Source organism: Streptomyces sp. KM273126, assembly GCF_004337435.2.
Taxonomy (GTDB): Bacteria; Actinomycetota; Actinomycetes; order Streptomycetales; family Streptomycetaceae; genus Streptomyces; species Streptomyces acidicola.
In genome coordinates this window covers 1,879,054-1,897,799 of sequence record NZ_SJXB02000001.1, presented here as the reverse complement: position 1 = coordinate 1,897,799, position 18,746 = coordinate 1,879,054, and the positions used below count along the sequence as shown (strand labels likewise).

Annotated in this window: 16 protein-coding genes; 9 read left to right on the top strand and 7 right to left on the bottom strand. The window is 70.5% G+C overall.

The genetic code is table 11. The annotated features are described in order from the left end of the window. Positions 1-10: 10 nt before the first annotated feature. The 5 genes from E0500_RS08165 (at position 11) to E0500_RS08145 (ending at position 3,864) form a co-directional block, all read left to right on the top strand. Positions 11-187, top strand: coding sequence for a hypothetical protein (locus E0500_RS08165; RefSeq protein WP_131565759.1), 177 nt, complete (start codon positions 11-13; stop codon positions 185-187). Between the two features lie 25 nt (positions 188-212). Beyond that, positions 213-506 (top strand): Dabb family protein, encoded by a 294-nt coding sequence (locus E0500_RS08160; protein WP_131565757.1) that lies wholly within the window; start codon positions 213-215, stop codon positions 504-506. 195 nt (positions 507-701) lie between these two features. Continuing rightward, positions 702-1,622, top strand: coding sequence for an RNA polymerase sigma factor SigF (locus E0500_RS08155; RefSeq protein WP_165935069.1), 921 nt, complete (start codon positions 702-704; stop codon positions 1,620-1,622). Positions 1,623-2,075: 453 nt separating this feature from the next. Then, a complete protein-coding gene (locus E0500_RS08150; RefSeq protein WP_131565753.1) occupies positions 2,076-2,981 on the top strand; it encodes an RNA polymerase sigma factor SigF in 906 nt (301 codons plus the stop codon). A 115-nt stretch (positions 2,982-3,096) separates the two neighbouring features. Continuing rightward, the gene (locus E0500_RS08145) at positions 3,097-3,864 is read left to right on the top strand and encodes a hypothetical protein (RefSeq protein WP_165935068.1); all 768 of its coding nucleotides are present in this window, start codon (positions 3,097-3,099) and stop codon (positions 3,862-3,864) included. 64 nt (positions 3,865-3,928) lie between these two features. Here the strand turns inward: E0500_RS08145 and E0500_RS08140 are convergent, their stop codons facing one another. Beyond that, entirely contained in the window at positions 3,929-4,123 is a 195-nt protein-coding gene (locus tag E0500_RS08140; RefSeq protein ID WP_131565746.1) for a hypothetical protein, read from the bottom strand. A gap of 234 nt (positions 4,124-4,357) precedes the next feature. Between E0500_RS08140 and E0500_RS08135 the strand changes: the two genes are divergently transcribed. The 4 genes from E0500_RS08135 (at position 4,358) to E0500_RS08120 (ending at position 9,138) form a co-directional block, all read left to right on the top strand. Continuing rightward, positions 4,358-4,885 carry a MarR family winged helix-turn-helix transcriptional regulator gene (locus tag E0500_RS08135; protein ID WP_131565744.1) on the top strand — a complete coding sequence of 176 codons (528 nt, stop codon included), beginning with the start codon at positions 4,358-4,360 and terminating at the stop codon, positions 4,883-4,885. Between the two features lie 24 nt (positions 4,886-4,909). Then, positions 4,910-7,474, top strand: coding sequence for an MFS transporter (locus E0500_RS08130; protein WP_165935067.1), 2,565 nt, complete (start codon positions 4,910-4,912; stop codon positions 7,472-7,474). A 301-nt stretch (positions 7,475-7,775) separates the two neighbouring features. Continuing rightward, a complete protein-coding gene (locus tag E0500_RS08125; protein ID WP_131565742.1) occupies positions 7,776-8,603 on the top strand; it encodes a YceI family protein in 828 nt (275 codons plus the stop codon). A gap of 64 nt (positions 8,604-8,667) precedes the next feature. After that, entirely contained in the window at positions 8,668-9,138 is a 471-nt protein-coding gene (locus E0500_RS08120; protein ID WP_131565740.1) for a PPOX class F420-dependent oxidoreductase, read from the top strand. 554 nt (positions 9,139-9,692) lie between these two features. Here the strand turns inward: E0500_RS08120 and E0500_RS08115 are convergent. The 6 genes from E0500_RS08115 to E0500_RS08090 all read right to left on the bottom strand — a co-directional run bounded on the left by E0500_RS08115 (position 9,693) and on the right by E0500_RS08090 (position 18,537). Then, the gene (locus tag E0500_RS08115) at positions 9,693-10,484 is read right to left on the bottom strand and encodes a TetR/AcrR family transcriptional regulator (protein WP_131565738.1); all 792 of its coding nucleotides are present in this window, start codon (positions 10,482-10,484) and stop codon (positions 9,693-9,695) included. Positions 10,485-10,649: 165 nt separating this feature from the next. Then, positions 10,650-12,143: an MFS transporter gene (locus E0500_RS08110; protein ID WP_131565736.1), complete on the bottom strand. Its 1,494-nt coding sequence runs from the start codon at positions 12,141-12,143 to the stop codon at positions 10,650-10,652. 151 nt (positions 12,144-12,294) lie between these two features. After that, on the bottom strand, positions 12,295-14,637 hold the full coding sequence (locus E0500_RS08105) for a glycosyltransferase family 39 protein (protein ID WP_181586913.1): 2,343 nt from the start codon (positions 14,635-14,637) through the stop codon (positions 12,295-12,297). Beyond that, positions 14,634-16,148 carry a bifunctional glycosyltransferase family 2/GtrA family protein gene (locus E0500_RS08100; RefSeq protein ID WP_131572148.1) on the bottom strand — a complete coding sequence of 505 codons (1,515 nt, stop codon included), beginning with the start codon at positions 16,146-16,148 and terminating at the stop codon, positions 14,634-14,636. The genes E0500_RS08105 and E0500_RS08100 overlap by 4 nt, the downstream gene beginning before the upstream one ends. A gap of 14 nt (positions 16,149-16,162) precedes the next feature. Next, positions 16,163-17,800, bottom strand: coding sequence for a cell wall metabolism sensor histidine kinase WalK (locus E0500_RS08095; RefSeq protein ID WP_131572147.1), 1,638 nt, complete (start codon positions 17,798-17,800; stop codon positions 16,163-16,165). Next, positions 17,797-18,537: a response regulator transcription factor gene (locus tag E0500_RS08090; RefSeq protein ID WP_131572146.1), complete on the bottom strand. Its 741-nt coding sequence runs from the start codon at positions 18,535-18,537 to the stop codon at positions 17,797-17,799. Before E0500_RS08090 ends, E0500_RS08095 begins: the two co-directional genes overlap by 4 nt. Positions 18,538-18,746: the final 209 nt, after the last annotated feature.

The following is an 18,746-nucleotide window of genomic DNA, read 5'->3' as shown; positions in this document are numbered from 1 at the left end:
GGGAGGCCTCGTGGCAGTACAGGGAAAGAAGATCGCGGTGTATGTGCTCGTGGTCTTCGTGCTCTACGTGATCATCACCGATCCGGAGAAGGCAGCCGAGTACGTCCAGATAGGGTTCGAGGGCGTCTCGAGCGCCGCCCAGGCCATCGGCGACTTCATGACGTGGATCGTCAACGGGGGCGAGTGACCGCCCCGTACCCCTGGGAGCGCCCATGATCCGCCACCTGGTCCTCTTCAAGCTCAACGACGGCGTCGAGCGCGACGACCCCCGCGTCGTGGCGGGCGTCGAGGCCTTCCGCGCCCTCGGCGGCCTCATCGAGGAGCTGCGCTTCTGGGAGCTGGGCTGGAACATCTCCCCGCGGCCCATCGCGTACGACTTCGCGATCAACTCGGCGGTCGACGACGCGGACGCGCTCCAGCGGTACCTGGAGCACCCGGCGCACCAGGAGGGTGTCGCGCTGTGGCGCGAGTTCGCCACCTGGGTGGTCGCCGACTACCAGTTCTGAAGCCGCCGTTCCACTCCCGCCGGAGCTTTCCGCTCCCCCCCTCGCCGGAGCCTTCCGCCGAAGTGGTGGGGGGCTCCGCTGCGTCGTGCTGCGTCGTACGGCTCAACCCTTGGTCCCTCGTTCCCGCGCATCCTCAACACGGCGATATGCGGTGCTTGATCGCAACGCGCATGTCTTGTGATGCTATGACCGGTTTTGACGGATGCGTTGACGGATCACGAGGTGGAGTTGACCGTGCCGGCCAGTACTGCGCCTCAAGCACCGCACCAGTCGACGGGCGAACCGTCCCGCGTCCGGGCCGAGCCTTCCGAGTCGCCGTCCGAACCATCCCCGGAACCCGCGCCCCAGCGCAGGCGGGGCGCCGACACCCGTGCCCTCACCCAGGTGCTCTTCGCCGAGCTCAAGCACCTGGAGCCCGGCACCCCCGACCACGACCGTGTGCGCGGCGCGCTCATCGAGGCCAACCTCCCCCTCGTCCGCTACGCCGCCACCCGCTTCCGCAGCCGCAACGAACCCATGGAGGACGTGGTCCAGGTCGGCACGATCGGGCTGATCAACGCCATCGACCGGTTCGACCCGGACCGGGGCGTCCAGTTCCCCACCTTCGCGATGCCCACCGTGATCGGCGAGATCAAGCGCTACTTCCGCGACAACGTCCGCACGGTCCACGTCCCGCGCCGCCTGCACGAGCTGTGGGTGCAGGTCAACAGCGCCACCGAGGACCTCACCACCTCCTTCGGACGCACCCCCACGACCGCCGAGATCGCCGAGCGGCTGCGCATCACCGAGGAGGACGTGCTGTCCTGCATCGAGGCCGGACGCTCGTACCACGCGACCTCGCTGGAGGCGGCCCAGGAGGGCGACGGGCTGCCGGGCCTGCTCGACCGGCTCGGCTACGAGGACCCGGCGCTCGACGGCGTCGAACACCGCGACCTCGTACGCCACCTCCTCGTCCAACTCCCCGAACGGGAACAGCGCATCCTTCTGCTGCGCTACTACAGCAATCTGACCCAGTCACAGATCAGTGCCGAGCTCGGCGTCTCCCAGATGCATGTCTCACGCTTGCTCGCCCGCAGCTTCGCCCGGCTGCGGTCGGCGAACCGGATCGAGGCCTGAAGGCCACCGGCGGGGCACGGAACCGCGGCCGCCCGGGGGGCCGCGTACCCCCGTCGCAAATGATGTCCAGCATCCGGGATGACCTGCGAAAGCGGAGGTGGTTGGCGGGGCACGCGGGGCGCACAAGGGCAGACGGGGCGCACAGAAAAGCCGGGTCCGACATGGGCCCAGGCCATGACGGGTAACCGAAAGTAAGGCCGGGTTGTCACCTGCGCGAGCGAATTGCCCATCGGGCTATTTTCCGGCATCTCTGCGCTGAAACACCCTCAGACCCCCAGTTACCAGGGCTGATGCACCCTAGCAATGTCGACATGTCACTACAGCGCGTTGCCGACATGTGACATTCTGCGGGAAGCGCGTTTGCCGCAGCCGCGCCGCCGGTATTCAGGTGGAGGCTGCGTTCCCTACGACGGGAGCGTCCGCCGCGTCCGTCCGCGACCCAAAGGGGGTGGCATGTCCGCAGACCAGGGCAGCTCGAAGGTGCTCACGCTCGACAAGAGCGAGTCCGCGCCCGACGCTCTCCAGGCCCCTCAGGACCTTAAGGACCCGCAGGACCTTCCGGGTCCCCCGGTCCTCCCGGCCGTATCGGCTTCGGAGTCCATCGACACCCGCACCCTGTCCCGCTCCCTGTTCCTGCGGCTCGCCGCACTGGACGAGAACAGCCCCGAGCGTGCCTACGTTCGGGACACCCTCATCGAGCTCAACCTCCCGCTGGTGCGTTACGCCGCCGCCCGCTTCCGGTCGCGCAACGAGCCGATGGAGGACATCGTCCAGGTCGGCACGATCGGCCTGATCAAGGCGATCGACCGCTTCGACTGCGAACGGGGCGTGGAGTTCCCGACGTTCGCCATGCCGACGGTCGTGGGCGAGATCAAGCGGTTCTTCCGCGACACCTCATGGTCGGTCCGGGTCCCGCGCCGCCTCCAGGAGCTGCGCCTGGCGCTGACCAAGGCGAGCGACGAACTCTCCCAGAAGCTCGACCGCTCCCCGACGGTCACCGAACTCGCGGCCGTACTGGGCGTGTCCGAGGAGGACGTGGTCGACGGCCTCGCCGTGGGCAACGCGTACACGGCGTCCTCCCTCGACTCCCCGGCCCCCGAGGACGACGGCGGCGAGGGCTCCCTGGCGGACCGCCTCGGCTACGAGGACACCGCCCTGGAGGGCGTGGAGTACCGCGAGTCCCTGAAGCCCCTGCTCGCCAAGCTGCCGCCCCGCGAGCGCCGCATCATCATGCTGCGCTTCTTCGCGAACATGACGCAGTCGCAGATCGGCGAGGAGGTCGGCATCTCCCAGATGCACGTCTCCCGCCTCCTCACCCGCACTCTGGCCCAGCTGCGGGACGGGCTGATCTCGGACTGACCGAGGGGCTGAGCGACTCCGGGAAGTCCGGGCCGGTCCTCGGAGTTGCTCACGCCGGCGTTGCTGACGGGTTCAACCGGTTCCTAATTGACGCCCCGTCAGCCACACTGGCGCGATGCCTCACACGACGTGGACACGTGACCGTCGGGGTGCCCTCATCGGCGCCTCGGCGGTTCTCGTGTGTCTGGGCGGAGCACTGGCGTCCTGCGGAAGCGCCGACGGCGACGGCTACGTGGCCGTGGGTTCGGGAGCCGGCTCGTCCCGCCCGGCCGTGGCGCCGACGGGGGACGTGACCTTCGTACCACTCGACGACGGGGGACCGTCGGCCGACCCCGGGCGCCCCGGCGCGGCCGATCCGCCCGAAGGGCAGGGTGGTTCGGCCGCGGCGAACCCGCCGGGTACGGCGAACGGCCCGGCTATCGGGCCCGACCTCCCTGGCGCGTCGGGCGACCGGCCCGCAGACGATGCCGGCTCCGGCTCCGGTCGTACGACGACGGAGACGCCCTCCGCCTCGACGCCGCCGCCCTCCTCGGACTCCCCGGCCGACGGCGGTACGCCGGCACCGTCCCCCACCGGCCCCGCCGGACTGAGCGTGAGCGAGCCCGAGCGGGAACCCACCGACAAGCGGTGGTGCGAGAAGGTGACCGTGGAGTTCCGCAACACCGGTGGCACCGCGGTGCGTTCGGGAAAGGTGACCTTCGGTACGCATGTCATCGGCCCGCTCGGCATCGACTGGGCGACCGTGGAGTCCACGAGGAGACTCCCCGCCCCCATCACCGGCGGGTCGAGCCGCGAGAAGACCTGGACGGTGTGCGTCGAGGAGTGGCGGGTGCCGCTCGGCATGCACATCGAGACACAGGACGTCTCGGCGAAGTGGAAGTGACTGCTGAAGGCGACTGCTAAGACGACTGCTGAAGGTGACCGTTGAAGGTGACCGATGAAGGTGACTACTTCAGCGCGAGCCAGATGACAGCGGCGACGACCGCCACGGCCACCACGACGCCGACGATCACGCCGATACGAGGGCCGGAGGACGCGGCCGCCGCCTGCTGACGGCCCTGGGGCTCGTCGACGAAGGCACGGAACATCTGGGTGCTGCCGGCGGGGTCGTTGTTGCCCTGCGGGCCCTGGGTGTTAGCCATGGCCCAGGACCCTAGCGAATGAGAAGGGGATCGCCCCAGTGGGGTGCCCTCGCCCGGTGATCCTGGCTGTGGAATACCGGACGGGCCATCGGCACGGGCCCTGCCTGCGGGTTTACGTTCGCCAATGCTTGCCTTTGCCAAGGTTTTAGCCCGGAAGTACCCGTTCCTATTTGCCTGTAGCAACCAATCAAACTTATGGTTGCTCAAAGCAACAAGCTCGGGAGGCGACCGGCGATGGCCGAGAAGACGCAGTACGAGGAGCTTGCCCGTTCGTTCAGTGCCATCGGGGTCGTGAAGCGGGACATGGGGCGGATCCTGCCGCCGGACTGCCCCGGAGGGTCGGCCGGAGTGCTGACGCTGCTCGGACGGCACGGCGACATGCGGATGAGCAGGCTCGCGGAGCTGCTTTCCGTGGACATGTCGGTGACCAGCCGCCATGTCGCCCACGTCGCCGAGCGCGGCTGGATCGAACGGCTCCCCGACCCGGACGACAGACGCTCGCGCATCCTGCGCCTGACGCCCGCGGGCCGGGACCGGCTCGACGACCTCTACGAGCGCACCACCCAACTGCTCGCCGACCGGCTGGGCGACTGGTCCGACGACGAGGTCGGGCTGCTCATCGGACTCATGACCCGGCTGCGCGAGAGCTTCGACGACTGCCGGGCCGGGCCACGGATCACGCCCACCGCGCCCGTCACGGAAGCCATCGCACCCGTCGCAGAAGAGAACACCACCGAACCCACCCCCCGTACACCCGCATAAGCAGCAACGAAGAGAAGGAAGCCCATGGCAACGACCACACCAGCCGGTGTGCGGGCCCATGCCAAGCACGCGGGCGCAGCCCCGGGCGGCGCCGCGATGTCGCACCGGCAGATCATGGAAGCGCTGACCGGGCTGCTGCTCGGCATGTTCGTCGCGATCCTGTCGTCGACGATCGTGTCCAACGCCCTGCCCGACATCATCAAGGACCTCGGCGGCGGCCAGAACGCCTACACCTGGGTCGTCACCGCCTCGCTGCTGACGATGACGGCGTCCACCCCGCTGTGGGGCAAGCTCGCCGACCTCGTCTCCAAGAAGCTGCTGATCCAGATTGCCCTCGTCATCTTCGTGGCGGGTTCGGCGGCGGCCGGTCTGTCGCAGAACCCGGGCATGCTCATCACGTTCCGCGCGGTCCAGGGCATCGGCATGGGCGGCCTGTCCTCGCTGGCCCAGATCATCCTGGCCGCGATGATCTCGCCGCGTGAGCGCGGCCGCTACAACGGCTACCTCGGCGCCACCTTCGCCACCGCGATGGTCGGCGGCCCGCTGATCGGCGGTGTCATCACCGACACCAGCTGGCTGGGCTGGCGCTGGTGCTTCTACGTCGGCGTGCCCTTCGCCGTGCTCGCCCTGATCGTGCTGCAGAAGACCCTGCACCTCCCCGTCGTCAAGCGGCAGGTCAAGGTCGACTGGGCGGGCGCCTTCTTCATCAGCGCGGCGGTCTGCCTGCTGCTGATCTGGGTGACCTTCGCCGGTGACAAGTACGACTGGCTGTCCTGGCAGACGTACGCGATGGTCGGCGGCACGCTGGCGCTGCTGCTGGTGTTCCTCCTCGTCGAGACGAAGGCGAGCGAGCCGATCATCCCGCTGCGGCTGTTCCGCAACCGCACGATCACGCTGGCCTCGCTGGCCTCCCTCTTCGTCGGCATCGCGATGTTCGCGGGCACCATCTTCTTCAGCCAGTACTTCCAGCTGGCCCGGGACAAGTCGCCGACCATGTCCGGCGTCATGACCATCCCGATGATCGGCGGACTGTTCGTCGCCTCCACCGTCTCCGGCCAGATCATCACCCGCACCGGCCGCTGGAAGGCCTGGCTGCTGGCAGGCGGTGTGCTGCTGACCGCGGGCCTCGGCCTGCTGGGCACGATCCGGTACGACACCCCGTACTGGCACGTGGCGTCCTTCATGGCGCTGCTGGGTCTCGGCGTCGGCATGATGATGCAGAACCTGGTGCTGTGCACGCAGAACCAGGTGGCTCCCACCGACCTGGGTGCCGCCAGCTCGGTGGTGAACTTCTTCCGCTCGCTCGGCGGTGCCGTGGGCGTCTCCGCGCTGGGCGCGGTCCTGGCCCACCGGATCACCAACTACGTCGAGGAGGGCGTGGCCGGCCTCGGCCCCAAGTACGCGTCCGCGCTGGCCGGTTCGGACTCCTCCAACAGCATCCCGGACGTCGACGCGCTGCCGGCGCCGCTGCGCACGGTGGTCGAGAGCGCCTACGGCCACGGTGTGGCGGACGTCTTCCTCTACGCGACCCCCGTCGCGCTGATCGCCCTCCTCGTCGCCGCCTTCATCAAGGAGGTCCCGCTGCGGACGAAGAACGCGCTGGCCCAGGCCGCCGAGGAGCAGGCACCGGCCACGGCTGCGTCTCCGGCCACCGTGGCTTCGGCGCAGGCCGCCGAGGCTCCCGCGGCGCTCGCCACGGCCGAGTCCAGGGTCCCGAGCTGGGCCACCCCCGCCTCCACCGCCCCGGAGGCCGAGCCCGAGGGCACCCTGAAACTCGCGGCCGTCGCCACGGTGGCTCCCGGCTCCGAGTCGTCCGCCGCCACCGGTGGCACCCCGATCCACGGCCACGTCCGCGGCGCCGAGAGCACCCCCCTGCCGCTGGCCTCCGTCACGCTGATCTCCCTCGGGGGACGGCAGCTGGGCCGTGCGGTCGCCCATGCCGACGGCGCCTACAGGGTGGACGCGCCCGGCTCGGGCTCGTACGTCCTGATCGCCGCCGCCGACGGCTTCCAGCCCCAGGCGTCCACGATCGTGGTGGACGGCGGGCCGGTCACGTACGACATCCTGCTCAGCGGCACCAGCGGCCTGAGCGGCACGGTCCGCGACGCTGGAACGGCTGTCCCGGTCAAGGACGCGATGGTCGTCGTCACGGACGTGCGCGGAGACGTGCTGGCCACCGGAACGACCGGTCGGCAGGGCGAGTTCACCTTCGCCGACCTCGTGCCCGGCACGGTGACGGTCGCCGTGAACGCGACGGGCCACCGCCCCCGCGCCCTCCCCGTCGACATCGGCGGCACCGGCGTCACCCGGATCGAGGTCGACCTCCACGCCGGAGCCCGCCTCCAGGGTGTCGTACGGGCCTTGGGCGGCTCCCCCCTCGGCGACGCCCGCGTCACCCTGGTCGACGCGGCGGGCAACGTCGTCGGTACGGCCACGACCGGCACGGACGGGGCGTACGCCTTCACCGACCTGGACGGCGGCGAGTACACCGTCATCGCGACGGGCTACCCGCCGGTGGCGACCGCCCTCACGGTCACCGGCCCGGGAGTCGACGGCCACGACATCGAACTGGCCCACCCCGGCGAGTAGTTCACCCCGCTCACCAGAACCCCGGCCCGTGGAGCCAGGGCCTGTGTCGAAAGTGGCGCCTGCCGGGCGACGCCTGGCACGCTCCCCCACTGCCTTAAGGGCGTGGGAGGTGCCCCCACTCGCCGCACCGAGCGAAAGCCCAAGTACGTCCAGTACGAGGGCTTCCGCCCGGTACGCCGAGAGCACGCACCAGACGCCGCCCGGCCCGCCCTCCGGGCGGACGACGCCACTTTCGACACAGGCCCTGGCGCAGAGCGGACGCGTGCTCCACGGGCCGGCCTCATCCAAGGAGTCACCCACGATGGGACTGACGGCGAAGATCCGTACCCGTGACGGTTGGGCCGTGTCACACGCGGTCGTCACGCTGACCGACATGACGGGCAGGCAGATGCTGCGTGCCGCCGCCGACGACGAGGGCACGGTACGCGACACCACCGCCCTCGCCCCCGGCGCGTACACCGCGATCGTCACGGCCGTCGGCTACACACCCACCGCGTCCACCGTCATCGTCACGGCCGGTACGGGCCGGGCCGAGATCGGCACCGTGACCCTCACCCGCCAGGGCGGGACCGAACTCCCCCCGCCCGGTCCGTGGACCATCGACCCGGCCCACTCCTCGATCACCGCCACCACCCGTCACCTGGGCATCTCCACCATCCACGGCCGCTTCACGGACTTCTCCGGCCAGATCGAGGTGGCCCCCGACGACGCGGCCAAGTCCCGGGTGGAGGCCGTCATCACGGCCGCCTCCATCGACACGGGGAACGGCATGCGGGACGACCACCTCCGCTCCGCGGACTTCCTGGACGTCTCGGCCCACCCGGAGATCACCTACCGCTCGACCGGCCTCACCCCCGGGCCCGGCCCCGACCGCTGGACGCTCCACGGCGACCTCACGATGCGCGGCGTCGCACGCCCCGCCGACCTCGCCCTCACCTATCTGGGCACCGGCACGGACCCCTGGGGCGGCATCCGGGCCGCCTTCCACGCCACCACCGAACTCCACCGCGACGACTTCGCCATGAACTACAACCAGGTACTCCAGGCAGGTATCGCCGCGGTCGGCACGACCCTCAAGGTGGAGCTGGACATCCAGGCGGTCCAGGGCGAGACGCTGCCGCAAGCGTAGGACTGCCGGAAGCATGAACGAAAGGGTCACGCTCGGCAGGCGCACCAGGGCCTAGGCTGCGGCCATGGCACCGAACATCGCGACGAACACCTCCGTCACCCTCGACGAGCTGCTGGACTTCGTACGCCCGCGCCACCGCGCGATCCTGCTCACCCGCCGCACCGACGGAAGCCCCCAGGGTTCGCCCCTGACCTGCGGTGTCGACGACTCGGGCCGCATCGTGGTCTCGACCTACCCGGAGCGCGCCAAGACCCGCAACGCCAAGCGGGACGCCCAGGTCAGCCTGATCGTCCTCAGCGACGAGTGGAACGGTCCCTGGGTCCAGATCGACGGCACGGCCGAGGTCATCGACTCCCCCGACTCCGTCGAGCCCCTCGTGGAGTACTACCGGAACATCGCCGGCGAGCACCCGAACTGGGACGAGTACCGGGCGGCCATGGTCAAGCAGGGCAAGTCGATCATCCGCGTCACCCCCACGAAGTGGGGCCCGGTGGCCACGGGGGGCTTCCCGGCGCGGCTTGCTCCGCAGGAGTAGGGGGTCGGCGTCTGCCCCGCTGGGGCCGGTGGGCGGCTGCGGGTTTGTGGTGGCTGGTCGCGCCCACGCGGCGGAGCCGCACATTCAAAGCAGCCCCGCGCCCCTGAAAAGCACGGGCGCACCCAAGCCCGCGAGCGCACCGCACCGCACGCCGACCGCACCGCCCACGCACCGCAGCCGTGCCCGCACCCGCCACGCACGGGCAGCCGTGCCCGCAGCCGCCACGCACGGGCAGCCGTGCCCGCAGCCGCCACGCACGGGCAGCCGTGCCCGCAGCCGCCACGCACGGGCAGCCGTGCCCGCAGCCGCCACGTACCGGCAGCCGTGCCCGCACTCCGACGCGCCCGGCAGTCGCGTACGCGCGGCAGGGGGTGTGTCGGGAGGTGTCCGCCCGCAGCGGCCGGCGTCCGCCGCCGGGCACCTCGCACCTCCCAGAACCGCCGGACCGAGGACGGAGACCTCCCGGCGCGCCCCCGACCCCGTACGAACCCCGGGCGCCCAAGCCACAACGGCGGGAAACGCGCGGGCCGAACACGCACTCCCACCGGCAGAACTCATCCGACCCGCGCCACCCGCGCCTCGATCCCGCCGATCACGATCTCCAGCGCGGTGGAGAAGTCCCGCTCGAACATCTCGCCCACCGTGTCACCCCCACGGGCCTCCATGATCGCCTTGGACCTCTCCATGACGTGGCTGATCTCCGGCACCTGCATCACCGCGGCGATGGCATCGCTGAAGTACTCGTCGTGACTCACTCCGGCCGCCGCGCAGCGCTCGATGAAATGCCCCTCGATCGTGCCGAACCCGTACACGAACTGGAAGACCGCCGAGATCGCCGCCGTCTGCTCGGACATTGGCAGCCCCGTCCGGCGGATCACGCGCTGAACGGCGAAGGAGAACTCCAGGTAGTTCGGCCCGATGTTGAGGAAGGTCCCGGCGAGCGGCGACACCCACGGATGGCGGACCAGCACCGCCCGGTAGTCCACGGCGAGCTCCCGCAGCAGGTCACGCCAGTCCGCCGTGGACTCCTCTTCGTCGCCCGGGATGGTGGCGGGCACCCCCGTCTCACCGAACACCGTGTCGAGCGCCAGCTCCAGCAGATCGTCCTTCGTGTCCACGTACCAGTACACGGACATCGCGGTGACGTTCAGCTCCGCGGCCAGCCGTCGCATCGAGAACTTGGCCAGCCCCTCGGCGTCCAGCAGTGCCACCGCCGTCGCGACGATCCGGTCCCGGTCGAGGCCGGAGGGCTGCCCGCCGCGCGCCGCCCCGCCGCGTCGCGCCTTGTCCTCCAGCCAGACACTGGCCCGAGCCGAACGACGCTTCGCCCTCTCGGCTGCCACCATGGCGCACCTTCCTCGACACTCCAACAGCTGGTCACGATGCTAGGCGCCCGCGCCCCTTTGAGGCGCGCCGCAAAGGGGCGCGGGGCAGTGCCGATATGCGGCTCCGCCGCGTGGGCGCGATCAACCACGAACAAACCTGTAGTCCCACGCACAGTTTCGACGGAGCTATCGGGCGCCCACCCGCTCAGCCCTGCGCAGCAGCACCGCCGCGACCACACCACCGAGCAGCACCGCCAGGGCCCCCACCAGCTGACTGGTCTCCAGACCTGAGGAGAACGCCTCGGTGATCCGGTCCCGTTCGTCCTCCGACCCGGCCGCGGCCAGCGCCGCCGGCAAGGAGGACGCCGCGACCGGGATCAACGCCGCGAAACGCGAGTTGAGGACGGCGCCCAGCACGGCCACGCCCAGCCCGTTGCCGAACTCCGCCAGCGTGCCGTTGATGCCCGCGCCCACGCCCGCCTTCTCCGGCGGGATGGCGCTCATGATGGCGTACGCCATGGCCGGGCTGGCGATCGCGGCACCGGCGCCGATGAGCACCAGACCGAGGAGCGTGCCCGGGTAGCCGTACTCGGTCAGCGTGGCGATCGACACCAGTCCGCCGGACGTCAGGATCATGCCGACGAGGATGGCGATCGGGGTGCCGAGCCGCGTCGCCCACTTCGCCGCCAGACCCGAGAAGTTCAGCACCACGATCGTGACAGCGAGCGGAGCCATGCGCAGACCGGCCTCCATGGCGTCGTAGCCGAGGACGAACTGCAGGTACTGGGTGAGCAGGAACAGCGAGCCGGCCATGCCGAAGGCGATGAGCACCGCGCCCGCGACGGCGCCCGTGAACCGGCGGTCGCGGAAGAAGTGCATGTCGAGCATGGGATACGGGATGCGGCTCTCCCAGTACGCGAAGCCGGCCAGTACCAGCGCGGCCACCGCCGCGGTCGCCAGGACCCGGCCGGAGGTCCAGCCGTGCTCCGGCCCGGAGATGATCGCGAAGACGAGCGAGCCCATACCGATCGTGGACAGCAGCGCGCCCAGCAGATCCGGACGGTCCCCACGCGGGTCCTTGGACTCGGGCACGAGAGCCGCCACGGCCACCACGCCGAGCGCCGCGACCGGCAGGTTGATCATGAAGATCGCACCCCACCAGAAGTGGTCGAGTACGAAGCCGCCGACAAGGGGGCCGGTCGCGAAGCCGAGCGCGTTGACCGCTGCCCAGATGCCGATCGCCTTGGGCTGCTCCTCGGGCGTGAAGATCTGCATGGCGACCGCCAGCGTGGTGGTCATCAGCAGCGCACCGCCGATGCCCATGCCCGCGCGGGCGGCGATCAGCTGGCCGGTGGAGTCGGCGAGTCCGGCGACCAGCGAGCCGACACCGAACAGGGCGAGTCCCGCGATCAGCATCTTCTTGCGGCCGTAGCGATCGGCGGCGCTGCCCGCGGTGAGCAGCAGACCGGACTGCACGAGCGAGTACGCGTTGATCATCCACTGGATGTCGGAGGTGGCCGCGCCGAGTTCCTCGGTGAGGGACGGGATCGCCACGTTGAGCACCGTGTTGTCGAGCACCACGGTGAGCAGCGCGAGGCTGAGGACGCCCAGGATCAGCCAGCGTTGGGGGTGCCCCTGGGCGGTGGGTGGGGAGGTGTCGGCGGTGGTCGGCGCCGTCATGGGAGGGCCCTTCTACGGTGTACGGGAATGGGTCGTCGTACACCGTAGAACGACTCCCATACGCCGTACAAGGAAATTTCGGCGGCGTACGGAAGGGCGGTGGCCCGGGGCGTGAAACCCCGGGCCACCGCCCTTGAGGACCCCCGAACGATCAGGCGCCGCTCGTCGGCTGGGTCAGGTCGTAGAAGGTGGAGTTGCCCACCGTTACCTCCTTGAAGTTCTCCTGGACCCAGGAGCTGATCTGCGAGGCGGTGCCGTTGCTGCCGCTGCCGCTGCCGCTGCCGCTGCCGCTGCCGCTGCCGCTGCCGCTGCCGCCCATGCCGGGCCCCATGCCGCCGCCGAAGCCGCTGGACACGAAGTAGTGGATCCTGCCTTCCTCCACGTACTTCTTGAACTGGGCCAGTGTCGGGGACGGGTCGCTGCCGTTGAAGCCGCCGATCGCCATCACCGGCTCACCGGTGGAGAGCTGGTAGCTCGCGGCGTTCTGGGCGCCGATGGCCGCGGCGACCCAGGTGTAGTCACTCGCGTTCTTCTCCAGCAGTTCCTTGGCCTCGGAGCTGACGGAGGCGCCGTTGAGCAGGCCGCCCATACCGCCACCGCCGCCCATGCCGCCCTCGGCCGGGCCACCCTGCGGGCTCTGGCCCTGCTGCCCCTGCTGCCCTTGCTGGCCCGGCTGGTTCTGGCCGCCGCCGGGGAAGCCGCCACCCGGGAAACCGCCGCCGGGGAAGCCGCCGTTGCCGCCGGTCGGGGGTCGGCCCGTCTGACCGTTCTGGCCGTCGCCGGGGAAGCCGCCGTCACCGGGACCGCCCCCCGGGAAGCCACCCCCACCCGGGCCACCGCGACCGCCCGCGACGGCGGGACCGGCCGTGACGATCGAGCCGCTGTGGCCCTCGTTCAGCGTGGTGAGCGTGTAGGCCGTCGGACCGGCCAGCGCCGCGACGAAGCTCAGCCCGACGACACCCATGGTCAGTTGACGACCGAGTTTGCCGACGAAGACCAGGCCCAGCGCGGCGACGAGACCGCCGACGAGCACGACCCACTTCAGCCAGGGGAGGTAGTCCGAGGAGCGGTTGAGGAGGACGTACCCCCACACGGCGGTCGCCGTCATCGCGCCCGCCAGTGTCAGCGACGCCCAGGCCCTGCCGCGTTCCTCCCACAGGACGGCCGCGCCCATACCGATCAGCGGCGCGACGTAGGGAGCGAGGGCCACGGTGTAGTACTCGTGGAAGATGCCCTGCATGAAGCTGAAGATCACCACGGTGATCAGCAGCGAGCCGCCCCAGACGAGGAAGGCGGAGCGGGCGGTGTCGGTCCTCTTGGCCCTGCGCGTCATCCAGAGTGCCGCCACGAGCATGATCAGCGCGGCCGGGATGAGCCAGGAGATCTGGCCGCCGATGTTGGAGCTGAACATCCGGTCCCAGCCGGACTCGCCCCACATGCCGCCGCCGTTGCCGCCACCGCGGCCGCCGCCTCCTCCGACGCTGCCGGTCTCGTCACCGTTGATGCGGCCGAGGCCGTTGTAGCCGAAGGTCAGCTCCAGGAAGGAGTTGTTCTGCGAGCCGCCGATGTACGGGCGCGAGGACGCCGGCCACAGCTCCACGATCGCGACCCACCAGCCGCCCGCGACGACCATCGCGAGCCCGGCGAGCAGCACCTGGCCGACGCGCTTCTTCCAGGGGGCAGGCGCGAGGACCACGTACACCAGCGCGAGGACCGGCAGGATCAGGAAGGCCTGGAGGGTCTTCACCAGGAAGGCGAGGCCGATCGCGGCACCGGCCCACATCAGCCACTTCGTCTGCGCCTTCTCCAGCGCGCGCAGCGTGCAGTGGACCGCGGTGGCCATCAGCAGCGCGAGGGCCGCGTCCGGGTTGTTGAAGCGGAACATCAGCGCGGCGACGGGCGTGAGCGCGAAGACCGCCATGGTGATGAAGCCGGCCGCGGCACTGAACCTGCGGCGCACGGACGCGTAGAGCACGGCCGCCGTGGCGACGGCCATCAGAACCTGCGGGAACAGGATCGCGAAGGAGTTGAGGCCGAAGACCCTGACCGACAGCGCCATCGGCCACAGCGAGGCCGGCGGCTTGTCGACGGTGATGGCGTTGGCCGAGTCGAGCGAGCCGAAGAAGAAGGCCTTCCAGGACTGGCTGCCCGCCTGCACGGCCGCCGAGTAGAAGGAGTTGGCGTACCCGGAGGCCGTGAGGTTCCAGGTGTAGAGGCCGCCGATCACCAGCAGCGCGAGGAGGAACGCGGGGCGCACCCAGCGGTTGTCCTCGGGGCGCCCTCTCCAGAGGCGGCGCCCGAGGGGCTGCTTGGGTTCGCCGGCGCCGTCGCCGACATCGGTGCCGGCACCGGGGGCAGGGGCAGAGACCGGGGCAGGGGGCGACGGAGTGCGGGAGGCCTGCGGAACCCCCGGCTCCTGGGCGGCCGTTCCGGTCGGCGGCCCCCAGGCGGGACTCGCCCCTCGTGGGGGAGTGGTGTCGGGCTGAGTGGTCATCGTGCGTTCCTCGAATCGTGATCGTGCGGGCGCACCGGCTCCAACTGCACGGTCGCGTCCCCCCAGGTGCGGTCCGCGGCGTCACCGGCGCGGAACTGGGATGCGGAGTCCGGGTTGGTGGAGTCCGGCGTGGCGGAGTACGGGGCGGAGGAGTACGCGGCGGCGGAGTACGGGCCGGCGGCATACGGCGACGGGGCGACGCCGGTCGGGACCCCCGGACCCTCAGGGCCCTGAGGGCCCTCAGGGCCACCCGGACCTCCCGGGCCCCCGTCACGCCGGTCGGCAAACACCCACGCCCTGAAGAGCAGAAACCGCAGCACCGTCGCCGCCAGGTTGGCGGCGATGAGGACCGCCAGTTCCGTGGAGTGCGAGGGGCTGCTCGTCGCCGCGTTCAGGGCGGCGAGCGAGCCGCTGGTGAGGGCGAGCCCGATGCCGAACACCACCAGGCCCTGGGCCTGGTGCCGCACGGCACGGTCCCGGCCGCGGACGCCGAAGGTCAGCCGCCGGTTGGCCGCGGTGTTGGCGATCGCCGAGACGAGCAGGGCGAGCGCGTTGGCGAACTGCGAGCCCATGAACGGCCGGAAACCGGTGTAGAGCAGCAGGTAGAAGAGGGTCGACAGGGCGCCCACGACAAGGAAGCCGAGGAGCTGACGGGCGAGGCCGCGCGGCACGCCCTGGATGTCGCGGTCGCGGGGGTCGTCCCCGAAGGGCCGGGCGAGCCGGTCCAGCGGCAGTGAGCCGCTGGCCAGGGCCTTGCCCACCCGCCAGACCCCCTTGAGGTCGTCGGTGGCGGTCTTCACGATGTGGACCGTCGAGTCCGGGTCGTCGACCCAGTCGACCGGCACCTCGTGGATCCGCAGGCCCGCGCGCTCGGCGAGGACCAGCATCTCGGTGTCGAAGAACCAGCCGGTGTCCTCCACCAGCGGCAGCAGCAGCTGGGCGACGTCACGTCGTATGGCCTTGAAGCCGCACTGGGCGTCCGAGAAGCGGGCCTGCAGCGAGCCGCGGAGGATGAGGTTGTACGCGCGGCTGATGAACTCCCGCTTGGGGCCGCGCACCACCCGCGAGGAGCGGGCGAGCCGGGAACCGATCGCGAGGTCGGAGTGCCCCGAGATCAGTGGCGCCACCAGCGGAAGCAGCGCGTTGAGGTCGGTGGACAGGTCCACGTCCATATAGGCGAGGACCGGCGCGTCGGACGCGGACCACACCGTCCGCAGGGCCCGCCCGCGCCCCTTCTGCTCCAACCGGAAGGACGTGACCTCGGGGAGCTCCGCCCCCAGCCGTGCGGCCACCTGCGGGGTGGTGTCCGTCGACGCGTTGTCCGCGATCGTGATGCGGAACGCGTACGGGAACGTGCGTGTCAGGTGCTCGTGCAGTCGGCGGACGCACGGCTGGAGGTCCTTCTCCTCGTTGTAGACGGGGATCACTACGTCCAGGACAGGCGTACCGGCATCTCCGGCCGGGAGGTGCTCCCGCGCCGGCAGATTGCCGGGAGAAGAGTCGGTTCGCATGGAGACGACTCTTGTCAGGCCCCCTGTTGTACCCGTGTGGTGACGCTGTGCTGTGCCTGTGAGTCCGACTGCCGGTTTGTTGCCCAGTTTGTTGCGCGGTCGAGCGAGGGCAACGGCCTGGCGAGGGCGGGCAGATGAACCGTGAAGACGGTCCGCCCGGGAACGCTGTCGACGGTCACGGCACCGCCGTGCGCGGTCGCCACGGCCTGCACGATGGCGAGGCCCAGACCGGTCGACCCGGAGGCTCGGGAGCGCGACGAGTCGCCGCGCGCGAACCGCTCGAAGACGTGCGGGAGCAGCTCCACCGGGATGCCCTGCCCGTCGTCCTCGACGTCCACGCACATCCACGGCCCGCGCCGCTGCACGCGCGCGGTGACGGTCGTACCGGGTGGTGTGTGCGTGCGCGCGTTCGCGAGCAGGTTGACGAGGACCTGCTGGAGCCGTGCGCTGTCGGCCGACACGAGCGCGGGTTCGTCGGGCAGGTCGAGCCGCCAGTTGTGGTCGCGGCCTGCGGCCCGTGTGTCGCTGATGGTGTCCACGACGAGCGGGATGAGATCGGTCTGCTCGAACTGCAGCGGCCGCCCCGCGTCGAGCCGAGCGAGCAGCAGCAGATCCTCCACGAGGAGCGTCATACGCCCCGACTCGGACTCGATCCGCCCGAGCGCGTGCCGGGTGTCGGGCCCGATCTCCTCCCTGCCGCGTCTGGTCAGCTCGGCGTATCCGCGGATGGACGAGAGCGGCGTCCGCAGTTCATGGCTGGCGTCCGCGACGAACTGCCGTACCCGCGTCTCGCTCTGCTGACGTGCGTGCAGGGCGCCGTGGACGTGGTCGAGCATGCGGTTGAGGGCCGTGCCGACCTGGCCGACCTCCGTGTGGGGGTCGGTCTCGGATTCGGGGACCCGCTCGTTGAGGGTCACCTCGCCGGTGTGCAGGGGGAGTTCGGATACCCGGGTCGCGGTGGCGGCCACCTTGCGCAGGGGGCGCAGGGCGACTCCGACGAGCACGGAGCCGGCGATGCCCGCGGCCACGAGACCGGCGGCGGTGACGCTGACCTCGACGAGGATCAGGGTGTTGACGGTGCTGGTGACGGACTCGGTGGGCAGGCCCACGTAGAAGGTGTCGCCGCTGCCGTTGGTGTGGAAGATGACCTGGTATTCACCCTGGTCGGGAAGGGCGACCGAGTGTGCCTTGCCGTCGCGCGGGACCTGGGCGAGCGCGCTGAGGTCCGCCCTGCTCAGCGTGACGGCCTCCATGTCCTGCTGCTGGCCGGTGCTGGAGCTCGCGAGCTCGGAGACGACTCCCTTGACGATGGTGCCGTTCTGCACCAGGGCGCCGATGGTGTTCTCCGGCGACCCGCCCTTTGTCACGAACAGGAGTTTCTCGTTCGTCGTCAGGGTGCCGGTGCCGCCCGGGAGGGGTACGGGGAGGCCCGCGGGCGGCTTGGGCCCGTCGGTGCGCTTGGCGACGTCCTCGATCTTGGTGCCCAGCTGCTCGTACAGATGGGAGCGCAGCGCGAGGGTGGTCACCGTCCCGATGACGGCGCACACCACCGCGATGAGCGCCACCGCGGAGACGACCAGCCGGGTCCGCAGAGTGCGCGGCCGGCGTTCCCGCCTCAGCCCCTGCGTACGCGACCGTCGTCGTCCGCTCACGACGCCCCGGGCTTGATCAGGTATCCGGCGCCCCGCCGGGTGTGGATCATCGGCTCGCGCCCGGCGTCGATCTTCCGGCGCAGGTAGGAGATGTACAGCTCGACGACGTTGGCCTGGCCGCCGAAGTCGTACGACCACACGCGGTCGAGGATCTGCGCCTTGCTGAGCACGCGCCGCGGGTTGCGCATCAGGAAGCGCAGCAACTCGAACTCGGTGGCGGTGAGATGGATGTCCTGCCCGGCCCGCGACACTTCGTGACTGTCCTCGTCGAGAGTGAGGTCCCCGACGACGAGCACGGAGTCGGAACGCCGGTCGGCGGCGCCGGAACGCCGTATGAGCCCGCGCAGCCGCGCGACGACCTCTTCGAGGCTGAACGGCTTGGTGACATAGTCGTCCCCGCCTGCGGTGAGCCCGGCGATACGGTCCTCGACCGCGTCCTTGGCGGTCAGGAAGAGAACGGGCACCTCGGGCAGCTCCCGCCGCAGCCGTCCGAGAACGGCCAGCCCGTCCATGTCCGGCAGCATCATGTCGAGGACGACCGCGTCGGGCCGGAACTCACGTGCGGTCTGCACAGCCCCCTGCCCGTCACCCGCGCTGCGGATCTGCCAGCCCTCGTAACGGAGGGCCATGGACAGCAGCTCGGTGATCGACAGCTCGTCGTCCACCACCAGCACTCGGACGGGGCTCCCGTCCGGCCTCAGCAGTTCGGTGCGCCCCTGGGGCGAGGTCGTGGTCATGCTGGAACCATGGCGCTCCCCTCTGAGAGCGCCCTTTCCGCAACCTGTGATTTCCCTGAGAAACACACAGGCACCTTTCAGCCCTGCCCGCCGCCCCACCACCCTGATCAGGCGCTTGGGCTTGTGGGTGCGGTCGTCCGGGGACGCAGTGGGCGATGCGGACGGACTCTGTGCGTCTGCTGATGAGGCCGTCAGAGGAATCCGTTAAA

Coding starts and splice junctions, on each gene's coding strand:
- E0500_RS08160 (WP_131565757.1), top strand. CDS start 213: ATGATCCGCCACCTGGTCCTCTTCAAGCTCAACGACGGCGTCGAGCGC.
- E0500_RS08150 (WP_131565753.1), top strand. CDS start 2,076: ATGTCCGCAGACCAGGGCAGCTCGAAGGTGCTCACGCTCGACAAGAGC.
- E0500_RS08145 (WP_165935068.1), top strand. CDS start 3,097: ATGCCTCACACGACGTGGACACGTGACCGTCGGGGTGCCCTCATCGGC.
- E0500_RS08140 (WP_131565746.1), bottom strand. CDS start 4,123: ATGGCTAACACCCAGGGCCCGCAGGGCAACAACGACCCCGCCGGCAGC.
- E0500_RS08135 (WP_131565744.1), top strand. CDS start 4,358: ATGGCCGAGAAGACGCAGTACGAGGAGCTTGCCCGTTCGTTCAGTGCC.
- E0500_RS08130 (WP_165935067.1), top strand. CDS start 4,910: ATGGCAACGACCACACCAGCCGGTGTGCGGGCCCATGCCAAGCACGCG.
- E0500_RS08125 (WP_131565742.1), top strand. CDS start 7,776: ATGGGACTGACGGCGAAGATCCGTACCCGTGACGGTTGGGCCGTGTCA.
- E0500_RS08120 (WP_131565740.1), top strand. CDS start 8,668: ATGGCACCGAACATCGCGACGAACACCTCCGTCACCCTCGACGAGCTG.
- E0500_RS08115 (WP_131565738.1), bottom strand. CDS start 10,484: ATGGTGGCAGCCGAGAGGGCGAAGCGTCGTTCGGCTCGGGCCAGTGTC.
- E0500_RS08110 (WP_131565736.1), bottom strand. CDS start 12,143: ATGACGGCGCCGACCACCGCCGACACCTCCCCACCCACCGCCCAGGGG.
- E0500_RS08105 (WP_181586913.1), bottom strand. CDS start 14,637: ATGACCACTCAGCCCGACACCACTCCCCCACGAGGGGCGAGTCCCGCC.
- E0500_RS08100 (WP_131572148.1), bottom strand. CDS start 16,148: ATGCGAACCGACTCTTCTCCCGGCAATCTGCCGGCGCGGGAGCACCTC.
- E0500_RS08090 (WP_131572146.1), bottom strand. CDS start 18,537: ATGACCACGACCTCGCCCCAGGGGCGCACCGAACTGCTGAGGCCGGAC.